A 22,928-nucleotide genomic window follows, 5' to 3' on the forward strand; every position below is an offset into this window, starting at 1 on the left:
AAATGAGAGGAAGTGGATTGTGTGAGCTATGTAAGCGAAATAAGAAAACTAGTTGGAAATCATCCATTAATCTTACCAGGGTCTGTTGTACTTATAGTGAATGAAAATAATGAGCTATTATTGCAACACAGATCGGACGGTGTCTGGGAATTGCCCGGTGGTTTAATGGAGCAGGGTGAGAGTTTAGAAGAAACAGCGAAAAGAGAAGTGTTAGAGGAGACAGGATTTATTATTGATGATTTACAATTGTTGGGTGTGTTTTCTGGTGAAAGTTATGATAGCAAAGTAGTAAATAGTGATGAAGTATATTCAGTAACCGCAGTTTATATAACGAGAAATATTACAGGTAAAATGAACAAAGGCCAAGAAGAAACTGGCGATTTAAAATATTTTAATATTAACCAAATACCAGATTCTTTAACTGAAGAGTATAGAGGATATATTATGCCTTTCAAGGAATCTATCTTAGGATTAAATGAAGTTTAAGGGTGGCTGTAGTGGCTTTTATTCGATATGCAGATGAAAAGGATTTAGCTGATATAACTGAGTTCGATTATTTAATAATAAGGAGAAAAGAGTGATCTCACTTTGTTAAAAAAACGTTTCGTCACTAGAGAAGATTGGACAAGAATTTTAGAACGTGAATACAAACACATATATATTTCTGATACAAATTTTTCGGGGAATATTGCTTTATTAACTTTAAACAAAGTAAAAGAACCATTATGGACTTACCATTGTAACAAGAAAATTTGTATTGTCGATAATGGATATTCTTGGCTTCAACAGCTTCCTGAAAATGAACATTTTGCAATTACTACAATGTTCAACGAATCGAATGAGATTATTCAATGGTATATAGATATTACAACTCATAATGGTATTGAGAATGGTGTGCCCTATATGGAAGATCTGTTTTTAGATATAATTGTCTTACCTACAGGGGAAATAATAAAAAAAGATTTAGAAGAAATTGAAGAAGCGTTAGTTGCAGGCTGGATTACACAAGAACAATATAATTTAGCATTCTCTAATTTTAATACAATCTATGAAGAGTTACAGAATGAAACGTTTCAATATATAAAATTAAGTAATGTACATAGAGAGCGCTTATTGAGAGAAAATCTATAATAGAGAGCTGTACCATATATTCACCATTAGATTCAAAGGTTTTTACATCTCATTTTTGAAAAGATATGGTTTTAATAATCCAAAATTAAGTAACCGGTAAGAGCCTTGCTACATGAAAAGAGTAGTAAGGCTCTTACCTTTATGAAAAGTCCTGAATTCCATGAACAATAGAATAAATAATTTTCTATTTGTGTTAGTCAAATAAAATTTGTATAATAAAACCAGATTTTACACTGAAGGGACTGAACTATGCGCAGATATCAATAACTTTAACCCAATTACAAAAACATAATGGAGGGAAAAGTATTGATTACAGAACTACACACAAAAAGATTATTATTAAGAAAAATGAAGGTATCGGATTCTCCTAGTTTATTTAGGATTTGGTCTGACCCAGATGTTACTAAATTCATGAATATCGGCAGTTTTACTGATGAAAACCAAGTAAAAGATATGATAGAGCTATTAGATGAATTGGCTCAAGAAGACAAAGCTGTGCGTTACGCGATCATTGAGTTGGAATCGAATGAAATTATCGGTTCATGTGGTTTTAATTCCATAGATTTTGAAAATGCCAAAGTGGAAATCGGTTATGACCTCGCTAAATCATTTTGGGGTAATGGATATGCCACTGAAGCAATCAATGCTTTGTTAGATTATGCATTCACGTCTTTAGAATTAAATAGAATAGAAGCAAAAGTAGAACCTGAAAATATAAATTCCATAAAGGTTTTGCAAAAGTTAAACTTTGTATTCGAAGGAACACTAAGACAATCCGAAAAATCTAATGGAAAATTTATCGACCTTAATTTATATTCTAAATTGAAAACAGATTGAGTTGATTTCAATAGCTTATACTTTTTAAAAGTATAGGCTATTTTTTTACACCTATTTATTAAATCCCTTTTTTGTTAATATTAACCTAATATACTGAGGGAATAAGATAATCACCAAAAGGGGAGGGGAATTATGAATTTTTATTTGCCTATAATTATTACAATGGGATTTATTTATCTTCAAGCAACGGTTAGCCAAAAAGGCATTTTGTGGGCTAGTTTTTCTGTGGCATTACTATATATGATTTTGGTGTTTAAAATAACTCCTTACTATGATTGGGTAGTTATTTTAGTATTGAGTTGCCTATGCTTTTGGTTGATGTTTGTAGCAGCTTGGGCAAAGCGGCCAAAGTATTAAAGTAGTGGTGTTGTAGAATGAAGAATAAACCAATTTGTGTAGAAATACCTATTCAAGCAGATATAGATGATGTCTGGGAGTTTACACAAATACCTGAACTCCACCAACATCTATCTAATCATCATTTTAAAGACCGTTAATTATGGGTGACTTTCACTAATGATTGATGCCATCTTGCAAATGAAACGTTATGTAATATAAAAAAATTGCTTGAAAGAAATTAGTGAAAAAATGTACTTGGGCCTATACCTTTAGAAGAAATCATATCCGAGCATACAATATTAAAAGAAGTACAAAAAAATAATTATAGATAAAAATAAACGAAATGGTATTATTGGTAATAAATAGATAATAAGTCCGGTTAGCTGCAATAACTGTAATACATGATTACACAATATGATTAGTTGGGGGAGTATTGATGAAGTTTGCGAATAAAAAACAAATTCAACGGCTTTATCGAGAACAAATCCGCAATAAAAAAGACCAGGATTATAATTTTCTTGAAACAATCATTTTAATCGTAATTGTAGCCTTCTTCATCTATTTTAACTTTTAATTCGATAGTTCTCGGACCTCTGTTGAAAGTTCATAATGGAAATGATAGATTTGTACACTTGAATAAGGTAGTTTCAGGAGTTGATTAACAGGAAATAGTACAATAGATAAAAGCAGGCTATAAAAACAAAACGTCCACTCAGTTCACTTTTGAACTTGAATGGACGTTTTTTATAATACTTATATTCTTAATCCTAAGTTATTCATTTTCGACGCTTTTATTTGTATCAACTACTGATAAAGATAAGTGTTTTTTCTTTATCAAAAGAATCAGAAATGACAACAATAAAACAATTGAAGAAACCATATATACAGCAACGATATTAATATGTTCCCCTATGACACCCATGATTAGTGTGGAGATACCAAAAGTAGCCATAGTTATAGAACTTTGAGCAGCATATACTTTTGCTAGAAGTTTTTCTTTGACTCTTCCTTGAATGAGTGTATTAATGGCGATCATACTTAATTCGTAGAATAAACCATAAATACAACTCACTAAAAGGGCGAGTAATGGGGAACTATTGATTCCAAACAAAAGAGTCATTAAAAATACAACGAAGCTACATATCAATATGACAAGGTGGATGTTTCGGTCAATTAAATCAGACTTCTTATACCCGATCAAACCACCAAAAAATAAACCTAAAAAGAAAGCTGCATTAATATAGCCCCACCATTCAGTACCCTCATGCAGTCGTAACTCTATAAAAGGGTAAATGATAGAAGACACCCAGACAGGACCTGCAATGGAACCTAAAAACAGTGTGATTTGAAGAATCCGCAACTTATTATCTACCAATATTAATTTCCATCCCTCTAAAAAGGAATGCAGATTACTTTTTTTATTAGTTGATGGTGTAGCATGTTTCTTCTCTTCGACTTTAATAAATGACAATAAGAGTGTGGACAATACAAACAAGGTAAACGTTAAAATTAACAATCCACTTGAATGCAAAAGCACTGCCAAAATGCCACCAACTGCCCATCCGGCCATATTGATGAACTGATAAACAGATGACATGAGACTATTCGCTTTTAACAAGTAAGTCTCTTCAATAAGCTCAGGAATAATCGCACTACTAGTAGGATGGGCGAAGCCATCTAAAAAATTGGTACAAAAAATAAGTAAATAAATGATCACAAACGTATCAATTGATAGAAATAATGATACATACAGTGATAACACAAGTAAAAGACAGGTCTTCAATAATTGAGACTTCAGTAAAATTGACCTTAATTTATATCGGTCTATTAAAAGCGGTGCGACCAATCCACCCAAAAATCCACCAGACAAATTAATGACCGGAACTAAAGAAACATAAAACAAAGAATCTGTCACACTAAAAACAGTTGTGATGAGAGCCACAATGTAAAATGTATCTCCTGCATTGGCTATAGACTCTCCTGCCAGCAATGCACGAAATGATTTATTTTTCAACACAAACAACCCCTCTTATTTAATTGTTCAAGAGAAGATTGTTGTCTACATTGGCTTCACTCCTTAATTGGTTTTAGAATTTCTTAGTTGAATTTGATCATCGAATCCAAATTAGCAGAGGGGTGTTTGCTGAAAATGGTAATATTTATAATAAATGATAACATAAAGAAATGGTGATAAGCTGAATTTTTAAAAAAATATCCAATGAAAAATGACTGCCTAAATTGACAGTCATTACATAAATTTAGTGTTTAAAATCATCATCAACATTCGGAGATGTCTATCATTTCATCCATAATACTTCCTTGTTTAACATATTTAATAATTTTATTGGCTTCCATTTCTACTCTGTTTCTACCATATGGATTTTCAAACCAGTTATAAGCCTTTGTAGTATTGTCATCTACGGGACACATTGAATATTGTATCCAATCCGGCATGAAGGTTTTAAGGTTTAATAGCGTTCGTCTCATGTGATAACTAGTAGTAACAACTAAAATTCTCTTAATTTTATGTAATTCAAATGCACGATCTAGTATCAGTAGTGAAGAAAGGACATTTTCTTTCGTATGAAGTGATAGGTCTTCTGTTAAAATAACCTCCTCTGGGATTCCCAACTCGATAGCCCTTTGTTTTAATAATTGTGCCTCAGTTAAGCTTGTGCCTTCCCAAATAACTCCACCAGAAAATAATATTTTCTTCGCTCTACCTTCATTATATAGTTGTATAGCCTTTGGTAAGCGATATATTACAGCTTTACTACTACCTGGAACAAAAATAATATCCCCCTCTACATTATCATCCTCTAGATTTTTGAACAGAAGATTTGTGAGTTGAGCGTCTGATAGTTTATCTGGTTGCAACTGAGAAATATTTATTTTCATAAATCACCTCGACTGTTTAGTAACCAATCCACAGCATTAATACAATCTTTTGCAATTTAGTTTGACCTAGTACATGCTTTTTACTTTACGACAATGCACCGATTTGAATAACTATATACGCCTTACTTACTCTGTTGCTATAAATATAGTATAGCTAATCTGCATATAATTTCACCAGCATTAACAATTTTTGTAATGCATTTTAATGTATTTGAAAAAGGAGTAGAAGAAAATGAACTTTTACTCATGGATAGCATCACTTTTTTATTTTTATTAACTAATCCCACGAGTATATTCAATTCAGTTAAAAATAGATTAGAAAGCTGATGGACAGTAGGTTTCCACAATAATTACGAAATAAGGCAATTTATAAAAATCTAATAATTAATTTTAATTTTCAACTAAGTATGGGACAATACATATAACATTATTTCCAAAATAAGGGGTGTTGTGAATGCCTAAGCAAATAACATTAAGAATTGCGACGAATAAAGATCTTGCAGCATTACATAAAATCCAAGTAGCCGCTTTTATGCCTCTATTAATAAAATACAATGATTTAGAAACAAACCCGGCGAATGAACCAATCGAAAAGTTAGCAAATAGAATAGCTGAAACGTATTCAGATTATTACGTAATTTACTATGGGGAAAATATGGCTGGAGGCATTAGGGTTGTTACAAGAGAAATTAATCGAGCAAGAATAAGTCCTATATATATTCATCCGATTTTTCAGGGTAAAGGAATTGCTCAAGAAGTGTTTAAACAAGTAGAACAAAAATACAATAAAACACGTCAATGGGAACTTGATACGATAAAACAAGAGAAGAAGAATTGCTATTTTTATGAAAAACTAGGTTACTGTAAGACCGGATTAGAAATAGAAATCAATAGCGAGATGACGTTAATTCGTTATTTGAAAAGGATGATGAAAGACTAGGATTGTAAAAAAGAAGCTATTTAATATTCCTTGTAGAATTCTGGACAATCACTATTTTTGCAACTTTCCTTGGAGTGTAGCCTATTTAACTAACAACTCTTTTAATATTCATTTTATTGCATAATAATTCATTTTATATTAATATATATAAATATATAAATACATATGAAGGGGGTTATTAGTTGGTTACACTATTTTTAACAAATATTTTACTAGGGCTTTCCATTGCACTCCCTGTTGGAACAATTACTATAGAGATGACGAAGCAGGGGCTTAAAAATGGTTTTATGCATGGTTGGGTTGTTGGACTAGGTGGAATGACAGTAGATTTAGTACTTATTTTATTATTGTATTTTGGATTAGCTTCAGTATTAGCTGTTCCTATTATTCAAACCTTCTTGTGGTTGCTCGGTGCATTATTCTTACTTTATGTCGGCTATGATAGTATAAAAAACGCAGGACATGGTATTTCACTATCAGGTGAAAAATCGACAAAATCACTAAAATCATCATATTTTAATGGCTTACTTGTAGCGATTTCACCAGGGAACTTAGTATTTTGGGTTAGTATTTTTGGACCTATTTTGATTAATTCTTTTGATGCATCAAATACGATTAACTTTCTAGTAATAGGATCGGGCATATTAATTGGGATATTGATACATGATATTGGCTTAATGACAATAATTGCTGGTACGAGGAAGGTATTAAACACTAGATATATTCAATGGGCTTCTGTTCTTGCGGGGGTAATACTAATTGGCTTTAGTGTGTATTTCTTTATTGAATTTTATAGGAGTGTAGGAACACTAAGAAGTTAACACAAGGCTAGTAGTTATATATAGACCGAACCTTATTACTAGTATGTCTATAAGGTAGTTGAAAGGGACTTGACTTTAGTCAAGTCTCTTTAATTATTTTTTAAATTTCTAATAATTGTTCTATATGATCCAACTTACCGATATAAACATTAATCACTAATGGTAATAGGATTATTAGGAGTATGGAAGTTATATAAAATGCGTTTTTTTCTTTTCTGTGTAGTAGATTTCCAAAATTAATTAACAATGAAGATACACTAAAAATGATTATTAACCACATAGTTTGTAATTGTTCGACATCATTTTTTATTAAGAAAATTATTAGTTCGTTCTCTTCCGAAATCTCAAAAGTATAGTTCTCTTTTTCGGAAAAACTCTTTTTTATAACAGTTACTTTATCTGAATTCTCCTTTATTGAATAACCCCCAGGATAAATATTAAAAGAGTAAGCTAGAATTCCAACTATTAAACAGAATAAGACCATAAAAATAGAAAAAAGTCCAAGTTTCTTCCTAGTTAGATTTTCATTTAACAAAAAACCCCTCCCTTTTCCAAATGGATATATCCATTATATTACAAAAATTGAAGTGAAGGGGGTTCTGTTTTTCGCAAACCTAAAGAGTTATATTTGCGCAAAGGAGATGTTAAAGTGTTGCCAAAGAAAGAGAGAGAAGTTGTCATCAATTTTGACAAAAGAGAAGTACTTTCTCCATCTAAACAGTATCCACTTCACATTGAAAATATAAAGAATAGGAGCTTTAAAGTAAAGCTTAAATCTGATAGATCTTCATCATATACTTTCTTTCCAACTGGAGTGGATGCTAACGGAAAGAAAATATCTATTGGCTTTAGTTCAGATAATCATTTCTTTAATGGGGGACACAATTTTTTTGATTCCACCTTTAGGATTTCGGAAGATACATTACAAAATCCAATTACCTTTAAACTACAGGCATATCCAAATTATTTAGAATGTAGTGCTAAAATTAAACTCTTTAAATAACTTGTCGTATTCAAAAAATGACATCATGAACTTAATAACAAAGGAAGGGACATCTCTAATTTAGAGATGTCCCTATTATTGTAAAACAAAGTATCAGCATGCGTTAAAATAATGTTTTGGTTTTATGAAATATCAAGTAGGCTATATAACGATGGACTCTAAACATCCTTTACCTCCGACTTATTATTCTGATTCTCGTTCTGGGCTTGCTAATTTAATCACTGAATCTGCTAGTGATAATATGGCAGTAATACGTAAAAGTAAAAAGACATATTCTTTTTTCTCTGTTGTTGATTGAAATAGAATTGATAGTTGTTGTGTAATGGCATAGATTAAAAAGAGTGCAAATATTGTACAAAAACATGCCATCATAGCTCTTTACATTTAACTTACATCCTTTTATTTTGTTTTTACACGACCATTCCAAGAGAAATTTGTCACGATGCGTAGCAATAACTCTAATGGGCCGCGTTTGAATTTTTTCAAATACATTGTACTGATAAAGCATTGAATGGCAAAGATAACGACACCAAGTAAAATACTATTAAATGTACCGAAGTTGCCGAATAGACCAAGTCCGTAGCCGTAGAAAATAGTCGTACAAATAACAGATTGCATTATATAGTTTGTAAGAGATAGCTTTCCAATGCTCTCAAATGCTCGGAACGGTAAAGCTTGTGCATGGCTAGAAAATAGATATGCAAAAGCAGCCATATATCCTAATGCCAGAATTGGCCCACCTCCCATTACACCAATGGAAGCCCAATCACTTTTCTCTGCTAAATGCCCTATGATCTTTAAAGAAAGGCCAAGTGGAATGAAAATTATTATGTACTTAAAGTATGAATTTCGTTCTTCCTTAGGTTTTGTGAATATATTTAATTTCGCTGCGGCCATACCAAACAAAAATAATGGAGCTATTACAAATGGAAGTAAAAGTATGATGAAAAATGAAGGGATTGGATCTTCATCAAACATAGTAGTCAAAGGATCTTCACCGTTATTACGGTGATCTTTGATTTCTAAATAACTCCCATTTTTATATATGGCATTGGTCTTTTCTACGTAGCTTGCAGTTATTGTTTTTTCTTTTTCAGTTTCTTCATATTTTCCGTAGCTTGTTGCAGTGATTAATAACAGCAATACAATACCCCAAATAATGAGTGTTTTTGGTTTACGATTGATAAAGAAAAATAAAAAGAAACCAATACCACCGTAAAAAGCGAGAATATCACCTTCCCAAATATATGTACTATGTAGTAAACCTAAAGTTAAAAGCATTAAAAAACGTCTTACTAAAAACCAACGAGACTTTCTTCCTTTTTCTCTTATAGATTCAACTAATTTAATAAGTGAATAGCCAAATAAAAAAGTAAAGATAGGCATAAATGTACCTTCTACAAACACTTGGATAAATTTATAAGAACCGAAATTGAAATCGGATAAATTATAAAATGAAATAAGGTCCTTCCCAAACATGCCATATTGAAAAATAAGCAAATTGGCAAGTAAAATACCAAATAAACTAAATCCTCTTAAACTATCTACTAATCGAACACGCTGTCGTTCCAAAAAAAATCCTCCTTAAATACTCTCTATTTGTTAGTATAAATAGAGAATCTTATGCTGAACTGAAATAAATCTTAAAATTACCTTAAATTGGAGAGTGCATTGAAAATGGATGCTAAAATATTGGTCGTAGATGATGAACAAGCAATTGCAGACATGGTAGATATTATATTACGAAAAGAAGGTTTTTCATATGTGGATATTTGTGGAAGTGTGGATGAGGCAACTAAACAAATTGAAAAAGTAAAATACGACTTTTTCATATTAGATATTATGTTGCCAGATGGGACTGGGCTTGAACTTGCAGAGAGAATTCGTCCTACTCACAATGCACCAATCTTCTTTTTAACGGCAAAAGTTTCAGATGCCGATATACTACGTGGATTTATGTCGGGTGCGGATGATTATATTACAAAACCATTTAATCCATTAGAACTAGCAGCGCGTGTGAAAGTACATAGTAAGCGATACAATGCAATAAGAAACGTAACAATACCAGTAGAAACATTTGACTATGGACGCTTTCAGCTAAATATTTCAGCTGCAGAGTTAATAATAGACGGAGAAAAAACAATTTTATCTGGTAAACTTTTTCATTTATTGCAATTATTTTGCGAGCATCCTGGACAAGTTCTATCAAAGGAACAAATTTACGAACAAGTATGGGGCGATGATTATTATGTTGATGATAATACCATCATGGTCCATATTCGAAAACTGCGAGAAAAAATAGAAGTTGACCCAGGTCGTCCTGCACTTATAACAACAGTAAGAGGAGTTGGCTATAAATTAGTTAAGGGGGAGTAAGGAGTGCGTTTATCTAGCAAGATGACTTTAAGGTTTATTAGCTACTTTGCGGTATTTTATATTATTTTACTGTTATCAGTTATGTTTCTTATCTTTTATGCAGTGTATGAAAATGAAAAAGCATCGAGTTATATAAACTTAATGACGATGGATAAAATGGACGTTGAAATGGATATAGAAGAGAAGAATGGCTCTTATAAACTAACTCAGAAGTTGATTAATTCAGCAAAAAAAAGTGGTGGGGTTATCCATTTACTTGATGAGAATGGACTATTGCTTGCCAGTTCAGAAAAACAAGCCGTATCATACACCATGAAGGAATTAGTGGAAATAGAGAAGAATGAGCAAGGGCATATTTGGCGGATAAAAAATGATCAATACCTTGTTTTTATTCAGAATAATACAGCAGAAAATTTACTTGAGGTTATCTCAGAACAGGGTATTCAACATATATCTAGTACAATAAGGCAACATCTCAGTAAATCGGATGCGATAGTAGAACAATATAGTGCTAATGGCCAACGACAGAAGATTCTATTTGGTAGGGAAACAAAAGAACTTGAACCAATAATGATTTTGATGGGGAGCGGAAATTTAACAGAGACGAAAGAGCTTGTAGCCTCAGAAGTATTAAAGGATGGTTCAATACTTGTCGTCCGTATGAAAAATCCTCATTATAATCCAAGTGAACCTATTTTTATGGATGGTATAAAAAAGGCATTAATAGTGATTGCTGTTTTCCACGTGTATCTGTTAATTCTTATCGTTATTTTTTCAGCTTTTATTGGCAATCGTTTTGGAAGACCTGTTTTACATTTTTTAAAGAGAATTGAAAAATTAGCAGGGCAAAACTTTGGCTTTGTAAACGATCATAAGTTAAGACGAAAACGAAACGGACGCTTAAAGAGAAAATATCGTATTTTTGATGAAGTCGATCAATCACTAACTCAATTGTCTACGAAATTAGCTGATAATGAATGCAAAATACAGCAAAGTGAAAAGTTACGTGAAGAATGGATTACAGGTCTTTCTCATGATTTGAAAACACCACTTAGCTCTATATATGGGTATTCCAAAATGTTGTCTTCTAAGGATTATGAATGGTCACAAGATGATGTACGGCAATTTGCTTTAACGATGCAGGAAAAGGCTGAATATATGGATGCACTAATTGAAGATTTAACATATACCTATCAACTAAAAAACAATGCGATTGTTATTTCTAGGGAAGAAGTATATTTGAATGCATTTATAAATGAGTATGTGAAAAACACTTCTTCAGAAAATGTCAAAGTGGAGCAGACAAATAGTGAAATCCTCATATTAGCTGATTCAATTTTACTAAAGCGCATACTTGATAATATTGTAGGAAATGCGGTAAAACATACGTCCGAAGGAACATCAATTTATTTGAAAATGACTGAGTTAGATAATAAGGTGCAATTTCAAATTCGAGATGAAGGACAAGGCATTCCGAAAGAAGAACTAGATAATCTGTTCAATCGTTATTATCGAGGAACAAATACGACTGCAGAGGCTTCAGGTACAGGACTTGGACTTGCTATAACAAAGCAACTTGTAGAAGCAATGGACGGGGAAATTACCGTACAGTCCAATTCAACTGGTACAGTAGTAATCGTTGTTTTTCCTAAGTTAGTGGAGTAGGGGGAGTATAGTGATTAAGTTAAAATTTCAAGAATCCTTCATACTCTACAAGTTGTTTTGAACAGTCCGTATACTCACAAATAACATTATGAAAAATGAAATCACGAGTAAAAGTAACTTCATACAAATAATAAATGATATAAATATGCTGTCCGGCATAATTTATATCATTTTTTTCTTTTAATAAGGCTGTTTTCTCAAAGATTGTTGTTTTTGAGTCAAAAGTTCTAACCTCTTTAATTTTTTGCTAAAATAAGGATAACAAAAACAAAATAGAGAATAGAAGGAGGCTGATTATGTTGAAATTATTATTAACTTCTAATGGTTTTTATACTGACGCTATTAAAAACCACTTTTTAATACTCATTGATGGTGAAGTTAACGATTTGAAGGTCGCTATTATCACAACTGCTTCACCACACAGGGAGAATAATAGGTATGCACAAAAAGCAAAAGAAGATTTTAGAGAAATGGGGTTCCAAAACATTGATTTCATTGACTTGGAATTTGATAACCCAGAAAGTCTTACACAGAAAGATGTCATATACATTAACGGTGGAAATCCATTTAACTTGCTATTTCATACTAAACAGAGTGGTGCAGATAAAATCCTAAGACAGTTAGTTTCAAAAAATGTAGTTATTGTAGGCGTTAGTGCTGGTGCTATTCTACTTGGTCCCAACATCAAAGTCGTTCATTCCTTTACTCCGCAAATGAATACACTAAATACTAAAGATTTTTCAGCATTAGGATTAATGGACCAACTTGTTTTTCCTCACTACGACAGAGAAGATTTATTCAAGGATAGTACAAGCAAGACAATTGAAGATAGACTCAAAGAATTTGAAACCCTTGAAAATTGCGAAATTACGAGACTAAAAGATGATGAATATATCACAGTAGAAAAGTAATTTATTGACCTCTATTTCGAGGTCTATTTTATGTACTTCGCAACATCTCAACCGTTGTATAGTTCGACTTTTGACACGCTGAAATAAGCATTTGCTCTACTCTTTTATCAAATGATAAATTCTTGCCTAATTCAAGCCACCGGAACCAATAGAGGTAGTTGTCCAAATAATGAGTTCCCACACCTTGGAAACGCTCCAGCCATCCCTTTAAGCGATTGTGGAAGTTATTAATGTGTTGTATGTGGAATATCCCTTTTTTTACTCGTTGATTTTGATTAAGATTAATTGTTTCGTGTTTAAGATCTTTTGCTGCTGCGAATTTTTTATAGTTGGTAGCTGTATCTGTACATAACAAAGAAGAACGGGCTATATAATCCCCGATAACCGCGTCAATTTCATCTGCTTTTACACGACCTCTACCTGCCATCCTCGCAACAATATTGTTATTTCGATCTTGTGCTACAACTACAGCAATTTTTTGATTTGAAATTCCTCGTTTTTCACCCTTTTCTCCTCGTTTTTTTGGTTTACGATGTGTGAATCTACGACCTTTTAAAGATTCGCGAAAGAAAGTCTCATCACTTTCAATAATGCCAGATAATTGATTGAATCCGTGACTTCCTAAAGCATTTAAAATCTTATGTCTCCAATAAAATGCGGTAGATATATGAATTTTCAAAGAGTCTGAAATCTTCGGTAATGTAACACCGTTTATCATCATTTTAATGTATTTAATCCATTTTTCCGGATAACGCGAACCTGAAAAAGGCGTATTTGTCATATCAAATGTTTTTCCACACAACGGTTCGGTGTATGAGCGTAATGTGTCAACAATAAATTGAGGCGTTCCTTGCCGAGCATTTTTTTATTTGCATTCATATTCATTCCTCCTAGTGCAGTTAGTTTACTTTAGTCGGTGTCCGTGTTTTGATTGCAATTTCAATGAGTCGATCAGCTAATTTATTAACACTATCTAAAGTTGTATCTTGTCCAAAAGAGATACGGATGAATTCTCTCGCTTGTTGTGAAGGTACTTGTAGTGCCATCATAGCTTTTGATGTATGATGTTTACCTACTTGGCAGGCGCTACCAGTTGAGATGGCAAAACCGAGTCGATTTAATTCGAGCATGATTAGTTGGCCCTCAACATTTCTTACCCCAAGCCCAATAATGTTTTGAAATTGTAAATCTCTATTACAGGATTGATAGATAGTAAATAGTTCATGATGCTTTTGAATCTTGTTTAGAAATGCATCTCGGAATGATGTACCTTGATGTTCTATTTTAAGTAAATGGTCAGCAGCAGTGGTAAATGCCGCGATGCCAGGGACATTAACGGTACCACCTCTAAATCCTGATTCATGTACGAGTCCAGGGAAAACGGGAACAAGTTGATGACGAGGGTGGATATATGTAGCGCCAACACCTTTAGGGCCATACACTTTATGACTTGAAATTGTTAAGCCGTCTACAATAGACGCAATCGATTTTAAATCTATCTTCCCGAATGACTGAACACAATCACTATGTAGTAGAATGGCGCGTTCTTTTAAAATTTTAGCGATTTTATGTAGTGGCTGTATCGTACCAATCTCCGGATTAACATGTTGGATACTTGCTAAAACTGTTTCGCTTGTTAATGCATTTTCGAACAACTCTAGGTTAACAATACCTTCCTCAGTAAAGGGGATTGTGGTTACGATGAATCCATCTTCTTTTAAATACTCCAAGGCAGAATCGATAGATGGGTGTTCGCCCATAGTTGTAATGATATGATTTCCTTTATGCCGATTCGCTTTCGCAAGTGAAATGATAGAAAGTAAATTACTTTCTGTACCCCCAGCAGTGAAATATACACCTGCAGAATCAACGCCAAGCATCTTTGCAAGTTCCTCACGACATAATGCCAGCATATTCTTTGCTTCAGTTCCCACTTCATGTAAGCTACTCGTATTGCCATAGCATAATTGTGAAAGTTCACCGTATATATGTGCCGCAATCGGATGTAATGGCGTTGTTGCCGCATAATCAAAATAATGCAAAGTTCGTTCCCTCCAGTTACATAATAATTTCATCTTGCCATAGTTCCTCTTTTGTGTAAAGATAGGTGACAAGACACTTATCGGGATACAAAAAGATTTGGAGAGGATACAAGTGAAGATGTACAACTGCATCATTGTCGGTAGCGGAATTGCTGCCATGCAACTAGCCAATCATCTAAGCGATCAATTTCGTATACTCGTTATAACAAAATCCACAAAACGAGCCAATAATTCTTATCGAGCACAAGGTGGTATCGCATCAGCTATAGGAGATGGGGATAAACCAGCATTTCACTTTCAAGATACGATTAAAGCAGGTTGCGACTTTCAAAATGAAAAGGAAGTACTTGATCTCGTTGAAAACGGTCCTAAACTTATAAAACAGTTGAAAAAAAGTGGACTTAATTTTGATACAGATGACAAAGGTCAATTAGCTTTAGGAATGGAAGGCGCTCATGGGCAGAAAAGGATTGTCCACTGTGGCGGTGATGCAACTGGGAAATACATAATGGAACATCTTAATTCAACACTAAGGACCGATATTGATATCGTAGAAAATCGGTTTGTTTATGAACTGATTATTCATCCTACTACGAAAAAGTGTATCGGTATTAAAGCGAAGGACGAAAATGGGCATAATGAATCTTATTTTGGTCATCAAGTGATTTTAGCTATGGGGGGCATTGGTGGGTTGTTTTCTATTACATCAAACGATCCTTCATTAGCTGGTGACGGAATTGCTTTAGCTTATCGAGCAGGTGCAGATATTGTAGATATGGAATTCATTCAATTTCATCCAACCCTTCTCTATTTAAAAGGGAAAACAGCGGGTTTGATTTCTGAAGCGGTAAGGGGAGAGGGTGCTCGTCTAATTGATGAATCAGGGCAGTCAATAATGGCCGGTAAGCATCCTATGGAAGACTTAGCTCCTAGACATATTGTCGCCAAAGAACTATTTCAAGAGCGATTGGCTAAAAAAGAAGTTTATTTGGATATATCGATGATCGAGCGATTCGAAGAGCAATTCCCAACAATTACAGCTATGTGTCAGGCTAATGGCGTGTCATTAAAAGAAAAGAGAATTCCGGTTGCACCGGGGTGCCATTTTTTGATGGGAGGAATTGTTGTTAATTCGGTAGGGCAAACGTCGATTGACGGGTTGTATGCAATTGGTGAAACTGCTTCTACAGGTGTTCATGGCGCCAACCGACTTGCAAGTAATTCCTTGTTGGAGGGATTGCATTATGGTAAAAGGTTAGCTAATCATTTGAATGAACAGTTGATTCAAGAAGAGATGGAAATCCCATTTTATAATCCTTTGAATGGTACCAAGGTTAGTGTACCGCTGATACCTGACAAAGAAGAACTGCGTGCAAAAATGATGGCGTATGCAGGGATTATTCGGACTAGGACAGAACTTAAAATACTTCATGATTGGTTAAGTAAATATGACGAATGGATATTAAATGACATGTCATTGGATGAGTATAGTACTGAAACTTTACAACTATTATTTATGCTGCAAGTTGCGAAATTAATAACAGCTTCTGCACAGCTGAGGAAAGAAAGCAGAGGAGCACACAATCGAGAAGATTATCCTTCTGAGGATGAACGATGGGGACAAATCCATATTGTCCAATCAAAAAAAGGAACCGAAATGAGGGAACGACAAAATGAATACCATCAAGTTGAAATCAATGCTTGAGCAATTTTATATTGAGGATATAGGAGATTGTGATCTTTCAAGTGAGTTTTTATTTCCTGAAACGATGATTGGAGAACTGGATATCGTTGCAAAAACGGACGGTATTTTTTGTGGGGAAAAGGTGATTGAAGAGGGGTTACGTGTTGTAAATCAAAGTTCGACAGTAAATTGTTATGTAAAAGACGGTCATCCAATTGCAAAAGGAACTGTCATTGCCACGGCAAAAGGACCTATACATAGTTTGTTGAAAAGCGAACGTGTCATTTTGAATTTAATTCAGAGAATGAGTGCCATTGCGACTGAAACAAATCGGGTTGTGGAGAAAGTTAGAGGAACAGGAACGAAAATTTGTGATACGAGGAAAACGATGCCGGGATTACGTATGTTGGATAAATACGCTGTTCGTATAGGTGGTGGTTTTAATCATCGTAATGGATTATATGATGCAGTCATGTTAAAAGATAATCACATTGCCTTTGCCGGCTCAATTACGAAAGCAGTTGAAACTGTAAAAGCTTCACTAGGACATACGGTTAAAATTGAAGTCGAAATTGAAACGTTCGAGCAATTACAAGAAGCGATCACCTCGAAAGTAGACATTATCCTGTTTGATAATTGTAAACCTGAAACCATTGCAGAATGGAGACAAATTGTACCTAACACAATCATTACAGAAGCATCTGGAATGATTACAAATGACACAATCCGAGCGTATGCGGAGTCGGGTGTAGATTATATATCATTAGGTTATTTAACACATTCTGTAAAGGCGTTAGATATTAGCGCAAACATTAAGAATAGCACTAAATAATGGGGGAATCGACATGTCCATCATGCACTATTTTGAAGAGAAAAAAAGTGGAACATTACCAGAAACATACCGGAATTTAACGACTGAGCAAATGGAAGCACGTATTATAGCAATTAAACTAAAGCTCGGGGAGAAACTTTTCATACCAGGGCATCATTATCAAAAAGACGAAGTAATACAGTTTGCAAATGTAACGGGAGACTCCCTACAACTTGCACAACTTTGTGCAGCTAATGAACAAGCGGAGCACATTGTTTTTTGTGGTGTGCATTTCATGGCAGAAACGGCTGATATATTAACGAATGACCATCAGAAAGTTTACTTACCGGACATGCGTGCGGGCTGTTCGATGGCCGATATGGCGAACATTTTCCAGACGAATCGTGCATGGGACGCACTTACTGAGATACTTGGTGACACAATCGTACCACTAACGTATGTCAACTCAACTGCAGCTATTAAAGCATTTGTTGGAAAAAATGGTGGTGCAACAGTGACGTCATCAAATGCTCATTCAATGGTGAAATGGGCATTTACACAAAAAGAGCGTATTTTGTTTTTACCAGACCAACATCTGGGTAGAAATACAGCGTACGATATCGGTATTCCAATTGAGCAAATGGCTGTTTGGAACCCGATAAACGATAAGTTAGAGTATGAAGGGGAACTTGAGGACATCAAAGTGATTTTATGGAAAGGGCATTGTTCTGTTCATGAAAAATTCACAGTCCAAAATATCGCCGATCTCAGGGAGAGCGATCCAGAAATACGCATCATCGTTCATCCCGAATGTTCTAGAGAAGTCGTTGAACTTGCGGATTACAACGGCTCTACGAAAAATATTATCGATGCTATCGAGAATGCAGAGCCAGGAAGTAAATGGGCAATCGGAACGGAAATGAACTTAGTTAATCGTTTAATCCAAAATCATCCGAACAAACAAATCGTTTCACTTAATCCAAGCATGTGTCCTTGTTTGACCATGAATCGAATTGATCTACCGCACTTACTTTGGAGCTTGGATAGTATTGTTAATAGTGAAGATATCAACGTTATTCAGGTTGATGAAGAAACGACGAAAGACGCAGTCAAAGCGCTTGAACGTATGTTGGTAAGAGCATAAGAGATTCATAGTCTGAAAAGATAATTACTAAAAAATACGACTGTTCATGGGAAATATAATGAGCAGTCGTATTTTATTGAATGCTTACTTTTTACTTTTATTGACATATGTATGATGTGAATGTAAAATACTCAACGTAGAGTATATATTTTGGAGGTGTCTATTTTGACGCAATTACTTGTTTTAGGCATGTTAGATATCCGACCTATGTCTGGTTATGATATTCAAATGATGCTACAAGAAAATGATGTGGAGCGATGGTCAGGTGTACTCGTTGGATCAATTTATCATGCACTAAAAAAACTTGAAAAAGATAAATATATTGAAATAGAACGAATAGAGCAAACAGGTCATCGACAAAAAGCAATATATAAAATAACTGAAAAAGGTCAATCATATCTTCAAGAGTTGATCATTAAAGCCATTCAAACATCTTCAATACCATACCCAACAGCACTATATTCTGGATTATCATTTATAGATAAATTACCTGATGAGCAATCACGTAAAGCTTTAGAGCAACAACTATATAAATTAACTACAGAGTTAGATTCATTAGAGATTGGTCTAGAAGTTAAGAAAAAATATTTAGATGGTGAACTTCCTTCAAGGATCCAATTGGTTTCTAATAATATGATTAAAATTGTCAAACAACAAATTACATTAATAGAGGATATCTTAAAGCTTTTAGATGAATAAGTGCATCCTCCTTTTGAAGGGAGTTAAAAATCACCATATAGTCAATATTGAGTATTTAATTTTGAGTGTATAATTTTCTGCTTATTAATTTTCTTGAAAAGGAGAAGGTTGGATGAAAATTGATCATTTAGTTTTGAATGTGGATAGCAAGTATCATGTAGAAGGAGAACAAGTTAATGCTATCCGCAGTATAGGTTTACCTTATAAACCAAAGAAAGGGAAGGGGACGAAAGGCTTTAAAGTATCGAATATTTGGATAGGAAAAGAATATTTTGAAATGGTAAACCTATTGTAGGAAGATGGAGGCGGATGGAAGGAAGAGTGGGTCAATTCCTATCACAAAGGTGAGCGAGGACTCATTTGTTTAATGATTGATGTAGCAGATTTAGATTTATTATGTGAAGACATACAGACGAAAGGGATATCTATTACGAATCCAGAAAGTATTAAAGTGAAATTTCTATTCAATCTATTCTCAAAAACGCTACCATGGCAAAATAGTTATTTAAACTTCTTTGAAGGAGTCCCATTGCAAATTGGTTTTCAACAAATGAAAAATCAAAAAACAAGAGAATATATGGGAAAATACATGGTGCCAAATGCGACAGAAAATAATATTGAGGGTATTAATAGAATTAAGATAAGTGGTAACTTTTCCAACAATGATTTTGAATTGCTTAAAAAGGTTTTTGACGTTGTTCTGATAACAGAGAACAGTCTGCACGTAAGGTTACAGCATTCACAAGACATAATTTTTGAAAAAGCCATGGAGTATAATGTATTAGTTAGTCTAAAAAGGAAAGAAAATAAGTTGAAGGAAGAAAACTGTTGGATTGAGAACACTAAGGTATGTTTTGAATAAAGTTAGTCTTTATGAATAGAATAACTATTTAAATAGAACCAGTTAACTAGCTAATAGGCTAGTTTTTTTTATGAAGTAGTTATGTATTGTAATTTACATTATCTATGATAAGGACAGGCACTCATACATAAACTACTGTATATGACAAAAGCTCGTACTCATTTTTGATAGTTACAATAGAGTACGAAATATATAAGCATCTCAATACTTTATTGAATGAGGGAGGTTGTTTTTATCCAAAGTAAAGATGAAAATAAGTTGAAAATTGAATTCACAACTAATGGAAAGAAAAATAGAAAGTCTATGAAATTTTACATAAGCGGAGCAGTTCTAGCCGGTGTATTGCTATTCGGTTCAGCATCTATTTCTCCAACTATAAATAATGCTTTTGCCAAGACACCTTTCTTAAATTTAATATATGAACCAACACTTTTAAATAAAGATATAGTCAAAATAATAACAGAAAGATTAATTTCTAAAAATTATCCGTTTGAAAATGTTTCGATAGTTGCGCCTAAGAAAAACATTGTTATTAATATAGATAAGTCAGAACAAAATCCTTTAAAAGTGGAAAAGGCGATTGAAAAGGAAGTTAATTCACTGTTAAGCTCATTTGATCTTACAGATTATAAATTAGAAATTGTTCAAGATCCTCAAAATGTATCTCTAAATACTATGATTTATCAAGAAACCAATTTGATGGCAAAACAATTACAGAATAACATAAAGAATGACGCAAGGTTACAAGACTATAAGCTAATATCGGTATCTGTAAATAATAATGATGTTCAGAATATGATTATATTGGTTGCATCAGATAAGGAAACTAGAACCGGTGTAATGAAAAAAATAGTTCAAAGCATTGTAAAGGAAAATAATTTTGAGCCATATTTGATTAAAACATATTCAATAGATGCTCAAGAAGAAGAAATAGCTCTGAAATGGCAAGCTATAATAAATAAAATAAACACTGAATTCATTGGAAAAGACGAAATGAAAATAAAAGATATTCGTTATTCTTTATTTGAACCACCATCAACTTTTCTTATAAATACATCTATAAATCCTGCAGATGCGACTGCTATAGAAGAAGCCCAAAAAATTGAGAAGTCTATTAGGATGTTTATTACAACTCATGGAGATGCTAGCTCTATAAATCAAGAACCATACAACATTGTTATTTATGGTAGTGATAATAAGGAATTAAATATGGCCGCTCAAAATTAAAATACCAGCCATCTATAATGACTGGTATCTGTTCAACAGGGTTAAATCAAGAACATAGCAACAATGGTTGTGACGACTAATCCAGTAATAACAGGCACTAAATTTCTACGTGCGAGTTCGAATGGACTGACATTACAAATAGCTGCAGCTGGAATAAGTGCCCAAGGAATTAAAGCTCCACCCCCAACCCAGATTGCTGTAATCTGTCCGAGCGCAGTTAAAGTATCGGTGCCACCTCCGATTGCATTGCCAAACAAGCTTCCGACAGAGCCGGCTAATGAAATACCTGAGAATCCTGAACCATCTAATCCAGTAATTGCACCAACGACTGATAAGGTAACCGCAGCAATTTCCTTCGTTAAAGGAACTACCGAAGCTAATCCAACACCTAGATCATTAACAATACCGTGAGAGGCTTTCGGTAAAAAGTCACCAATGATTTGTGTGAAACCAGAATCCCCCAAATAGAAGAAGGCAGCAATTGGAATAACAGGTCCAAATACTTTGAACCCAAATTGGAAGCCGTGAATTAAATAACTAGTAGTCTTTTCTAGCCCATGTTTTTTATGGGCTACAATGGATAAAATGAGTAAAATAAAGACGGCAGTACCGCCGATTAATGCTGTCGCGTCTCCACCTTGCAACTTTAATATGGACATTGCAACGACATCTGCTAAGAAAGCAATTGGAATGATAATTGCAAAGAACTGCTTTTGTCTAAGCGTAAGCAATTTTTCATCTTTTTCTTGCTCTTCCTGTGAATTGTTTGTTCCAGTTAATTCGATTGTACCTCGTTTCATATCACGTTTTAATAATATAAACGCAGTAATAGTCGTAACAAGACCCATTACAATGACGAGTGGAATACTTGCGGAAATAACATCTCCGACTGGTAACCCGGCTGCATCTGCAGTAAGTTTAGGGGCACCTTGAATGACAAAATCACTTGATAAAGCAATACCATGACCAAATAAGTTCATTGCCATCGCTACACCAAGAGCAGGCAACCCAGCTCGTAATGCGGCTGGAAGTAGTACTGCACCAAGTAATGCAACCGCTGGAGATGGCCAGAAGAACCATGAAATGATCATCATTAAAATACCAATAATCCAGAAGGCAAGAGTCGGGTTTTTGAAGAACTTTGTAAAAGGTGCAATCATGACATCATTAATGCCAGACTTTGATAACACAGAGCTCATAGCGACAATGATAGATATGATTAAAATGGTTGACATTAATTCATTAATTGCATAGATAAAACTATTAAAAACGCCACTTATGGAGGCAGTTAAACTCCCTGTTGCGAATATTGCTAGCATGAAAATGCCAATAATACAAATGAGGGTAGTATCTCGACGCTTCACCATAAACCCAATGATCAAAACAATGAAAATAACATAAATCCAATGGAGAGCTGTAAATTCTATTCCCATACTTTTCCCCCTCTAATAGGTCTGATTATAGAATATGAAGGGTTAAAAATATGTTGCCAACTGCCCAGATCTAAATTTTTTGTATGGGCTAAATGGATGGAATAT

26 protein-coding genes and 1 pseudogene are annotated in these 22,928 nt (G+C 33.9%); 19 read left to right on the plus strand and 8 right to left on the minus strand.

Annotated features, from left to right (window positions below; all coding sequences use genetic code 11):
* Nucleotides 1-21: 21 nt before the first annotated feature.
* The 6 genes from ACQKM9_RS08810 to ACQKM9_RS08835 all read left to right on the plus strand — a co-directional run bounded on the left by ACQKM9_RS08810 (nucleotide 22) and on the right by ACQKM9_RS08835 (nucleotide 2,881).
* Nucleotides 22-486 carry an NUDIX hydrolase gene (locus ACQKM9_RS08810; RefSeq protein WP_427734012.1) on the plus strand — a complete coding sequence of 155 codons (465 nt, stop codon included), beginning with the start codon at nucleotides 22-24 and terminating at the stop codon, nucleotides 484-486.
* A 102-nt stretch (nucleotides 487-588) separates the two neighbouring features.
* Entirely contained in the window at nucleotides 589-1,131 is a 543-nt protein-coding gene (locus ACQKM9_RS08815; RefSeq protein WP_427734013.1) for a DUF402 domain-containing protein, read from the plus strand.
* A gap of 306 nt (nucleotides 1,132-1,437) precedes the next feature.
* Nucleotides 1,438-1,968, plus strand: coding sequence for a GNAT family N-acetyltransferase (locus ACQKM9_RS08820; RefSeq protein ID WP_427734014.1), 531 nt, complete (start codon nucleotides 1,438-1,440; stop codon nucleotides 1,966-1,968).
* A gap of 132 nt (nucleotides 1,969-2,100) precedes the next feature.
* On the plus strand, nucleotides 2,101-2,325 hold the full coding sequence (locus ACQKM9_RS08825) for a hypothetical protein (RefSeq protein WP_427734015.1): 225 nt from the start codon (nucleotides 2,101-2,103) through the stop codon (nucleotides 2,323-2,325).
* Between the two features lie 17 nt (nucleotides 2,326-2,342).
* On the plus strand, nucleotides 2,343-2,465 hold the full coding sequence (locus tag ACQKM9_RS08830; RefSeq protein WP_427734016.1) for a hypothetical protein: 123 nt from the start codon (nucleotides 2,343-2,345) through the stop codon (nucleotides 2,463-2,465).
* A 278-nt stretch (nucleotides 2,466-2,743) separates the two neighbouring features.
* Complete coding sequence (locus ACQKM9_RS08835) at nucleotides 2,744-2,881, plus strand: hypothetical protein (RefSeq protein WP_427734017.1); 138 nt, start codon at nucleotides 2,744-2,746, stop codon at nucleotides 2,879-2,881.
* 198 nt (nucleotides 2,882-3,079) lie between these two features.
* Here ACQKM9_RS08835 and ACQKM9_RS08840 read toward each other — a convergent pair whose 3' ends face one another.
* Both ACQKM9_RS08840 and ACQKM9_RS08845 read right to left on the minus strand, forming a co-directional pair.
* On the minus strand, nucleotides 3,080-4,324 hold the full coding sequence (locus ACQKM9_RS08840; RefSeq protein WP_427734018.1) for an MFS transporter: 1,245 nt from the start codon (nucleotides 4,322-4,324) through the stop codon (nucleotides 3,080-3,082).
* A gap of 260 nt (nucleotides 4,325-4,584) precedes the next feature.
* Entirely contained in the window at nucleotides 4,585-5,205 is a 621-nt protein-coding gene (locus tag ACQKM9_RS08845; protein ID WP_427734019.1) for a YdcF family protein, read from the minus strand.
* A gap of 454 nt (nucleotides 5,206-5,659) precedes the next feature.
* Here ACQKM9_RS08845 and ACQKM9_RS08850 point away from each other — a divergent pair, with 454 nt between their 5' ends.
* Complete coding sequence (locus ACQKM9_RS08850) at nucleotides 5,660-6,145, plus strand: GNAT family N-acetyltransferase (RefSeq protein ID WP_427734020.1); 486 nt, start codon at nucleotides 5,660-5,662, stop codon at nucleotides 6,143-6,145.
* A 182-nt stretch (nucleotides 6,146-6,327) separates the two neighbouring features.
* Nucleotides 6,328-6,966, plus strand: a complete 639-nt coding sequence (locus ACQKM9_RS08855; RefSeq protein WP_427734021.1) for a LysE family transporter — start codon at nucleotides 6,328-6,330, stop codon at nucleotides 6,964-6,966.
* A 100-nt stretch (nucleotides 6,967-7,066) separates the two neighbouring features.
* Here the strand turns inward: ACQKM9_RS08855 and ACQKM9_RS08860 are convergent, their stop codons facing one another.
* On the minus strand, nucleotides 7,067-7,501 hold the full coding sequence (locus tag ACQKM9_RS08860; protein WP_427734022.1) for a hypothetical protein: 435 nt from the start codon (nucleotides 7,499-7,501) through the stop codon (nucleotides 7,067-7,069).
* A 114-nt stretch (nucleotides 7,502-7,615) separates the two neighbouring features.
* On the opposite strand from ACQKM9_RS08860, the gene ACQKM9_RS08865 reads away from it, so the two are divergent.
* Nucleotides 7,616-7,969: a hypothetical protein gene (locus ACQKM9_RS08865; RefSeq protein ID WP_427734023.1), complete on the plus strand. Its 354-nt coding sequence runs from the start codon at nucleotides 7,616-7,618 to the stop codon at nucleotides 7,967-7,969.
* A 183-nt stretch (nucleotides 7,970-8,152) separates the two neighbouring features.
* Here the strand turns inward: ACQKM9_RS08865 and ACQKM9_RS08870 are convergent, their stop codons facing one another.
* Complete coding sequence (locus ACQKM9_RS08870; protein ID WP_427734024.1) at nucleotides 8,153-8,338, minus strand: hypothetical protein; 186 nt, start codon at nucleotides 8,336-8,338, stop codon at nucleotides 8,153-8,155.
* Nucleotides 8,339-8,368: 30 nt separating this feature from the next.
* Nucleotides 8,369-9,541: a DUF418 domain-containing protein gene (locus ACQKM9_RS08875; RefSeq protein WP_427734025.1), complete on the minus strand. Its 1,173-nt coding sequence runs from the start codon at nucleotides 9,539-9,541 to the stop codon at nucleotides 8,369-8,371.
* Between the two features lie 105 nt (nucleotides 9,542-9,646).
* On the opposite strand from ACQKM9_RS08875, the gene ACQKM9_RS08880 reads away from it, so the two are divergent.
* From ACQKM9_RS08880 to ACQKM9_RS08890, 3 genes are all read left to right on the plus strand, one after another.
* On the plus strand, nucleotides 9,647-10,345 hold the full coding sequence (locus tag ACQKM9_RS08880) for a response regulator transcription factor (RefSeq protein ID WP_427734026.1): 699 nt from the start codon (nucleotides 9,647-9,649) through the stop codon (nucleotides 10,343-10,345).
* Between the two features lie 3 nt (nucleotides 10,346-10,348).
* Nucleotides 10,349-12,010, plus strand: coding sequence for a sensor histidine kinase (locus tag ACQKM9_RS08885; RefSeq protein ID WP_427734027.1), 1,662 nt, complete (start codon nucleotides 10,349-10,351; stop codon nucleotides 12,008-12,010).
* 296 nt (nucleotides 12,011-12,306) lie between these two features.
* Nucleotides 12,307-12,921 carry a Type 1 glutamine amidotransferase-like domain-containing protein gene (locus ACQKM9_RS08890; protein ID WP_427734028.1) on the plus strand — a complete coding sequence of 205 codons (615 nt, stop codon included), beginning with the start codon at nucleotides 12,307-12,309 and terminating at the stop codon, nucleotides 12,919-12,921.
* A gap of 28 nt (nucleotides 12,922-12,949) precedes the next feature.
* Here the strand turns inward: ACQKM9_RS08890 and ACQKM9_RS08895 are convergent.
* Nucleotides 12,950-13,720, minus strand: a pseudogene (locus tag ACQKM9_RS08895) (IS1595 family transposase); the annotation flags it as partial.
* A 100-nt stretch (nucleotides 13,721-13,820) separates the two neighbouring features.
* Nucleotides 13,821-14,963: an IscS subfamily cysteine desulfurase gene (locus ACQKM9_RS08900; RefSeq protein ID WP_427734029.1), complete on the minus strand. Its 1,143-nt coding sequence runs from the start codon at nucleotides 14,961-14,963 to the stop codon at nucleotides 13,821-13,823.
* A 118-nt stretch (nucleotides 14,964-15,081) separates the two neighbouring features.
* On the opposite strand from ACQKM9_RS08900, the gene nadB reads away from it, so the two are divergent.
* The 7 genes from nadB (at nucleotide 15,082) to ACQKM9_RS08935 (ending at nucleotide 21,390) form a co-directional block, all read left to right on the plus strand.
* A complete protein-coding gene (gene nadB / locus ACQKM9_RS08905; protein ID WP_427734136.1) occupies nucleotides 15,082-16,668 on the plus strand; it encodes an L-aspartate oxidase in 1,587 nt (528 codons plus the stop codon).
* Nucleotides 16,637-17,479, plus strand: coding sequence for a carboxylating nicotinate-nucleotide diphosphorylase (gene nadC / locus ACQKM9_RS08910; RefSeq protein ID WP_427734030.1), 843 nt, complete (start codon nucleotides 16,637-16,639; stop codon nucleotides 17,477-17,479). Before nadB ends, nadC begins: the two co-directional genes overlap by 32 nt.
* Nucleotides 17,480-17,492: 13 nt before the next feature.
* Entirely contained in the window at nucleotides 17,493-18,602 is a 1,110-nt protein-coding gene (gene nadA / locus ACQKM9_RS08915) for a quinolinate synthase NadA (protein WP_427734031.1), read from the plus strand.
* Between the two features lie 165 nt (nucleotides 18,603-18,767).
* A complete protein-coding gene (locus ACQKM9_RS08920; RefSeq protein WP_427734032.1) occupies nucleotides 18,768-19,301 on the plus strand; it encodes a PadR family transcriptional regulator in 534 nt (177 codons plus the stop codon).
* 112 nt (nucleotides 19,302-19,413) lie between these two features.
* The gene (locus ACQKM9_RS08925) at nucleotides 19,414-19,596 is read left to right on the plus strand and encodes a hypothetical protein (protein ID WP_427734033.1); all 183 of its coding nucleotides are present in this window, start codon (nucleotides 19,414-19,416) and stop codon (nucleotides 19,594-19,596) included.
* Nucleotides 19,597-19,668: 72 nt separating this feature from the next.
* The gene (locus ACQKM9_RS08930; RefSeq protein ID WP_427734035.1) at nucleotides 19,669-20,163 is read left to right on the plus strand and encodes a hypothetical protein; all 495 of its coding nucleotides are present in this window, start codon (nucleotides 19,669-19,671) and stop codon (nucleotides 20,161-20,163) included.
* A 216-nt stretch (nucleotides 20,164-20,379) separates the two neighbouring features.
* The gene (locus ACQKM9_RS08935; RefSeq protein WP_427734036.1) at nucleotides 20,380-21,390 is read left to right on the plus strand and encodes a DUF4030 domain-containing protein; all 1,011 of its coding nucleotides are present in this window, start codon (nucleotides 20,380-20,382) and stop codon (nucleotides 21,388-21,390) included.
* Nucleotides 21,391-21,431: 41 nt separating this feature from the next.
* On the opposite strand, the gene ACQKM9_RS08940 is transcribed toward ACQKM9_RS08935, so the two are convergent.
* Complete coding sequence (locus ACQKM9_RS08940; RefSeq protein WP_427734037.1) at nucleotides 21,432-22,823, minus strand: hypothetical protein; 1,392 nt, start codon at nucleotides 22,821-22,823, stop codon at nucleotides 21,432-21,434.
* Between the last annotated feature and the right edge of the window lie 105 nt (nucleotides 22,824-22,928).

It is taken from the genome of Viridibacillus sp. NPDC093762 (assembly GCF_050279675.1).
Classification (GTDB): Bacteria; Bacillota; Bacilli; order Bacillales_A; family Planococcaceae; genus Viridibacillus.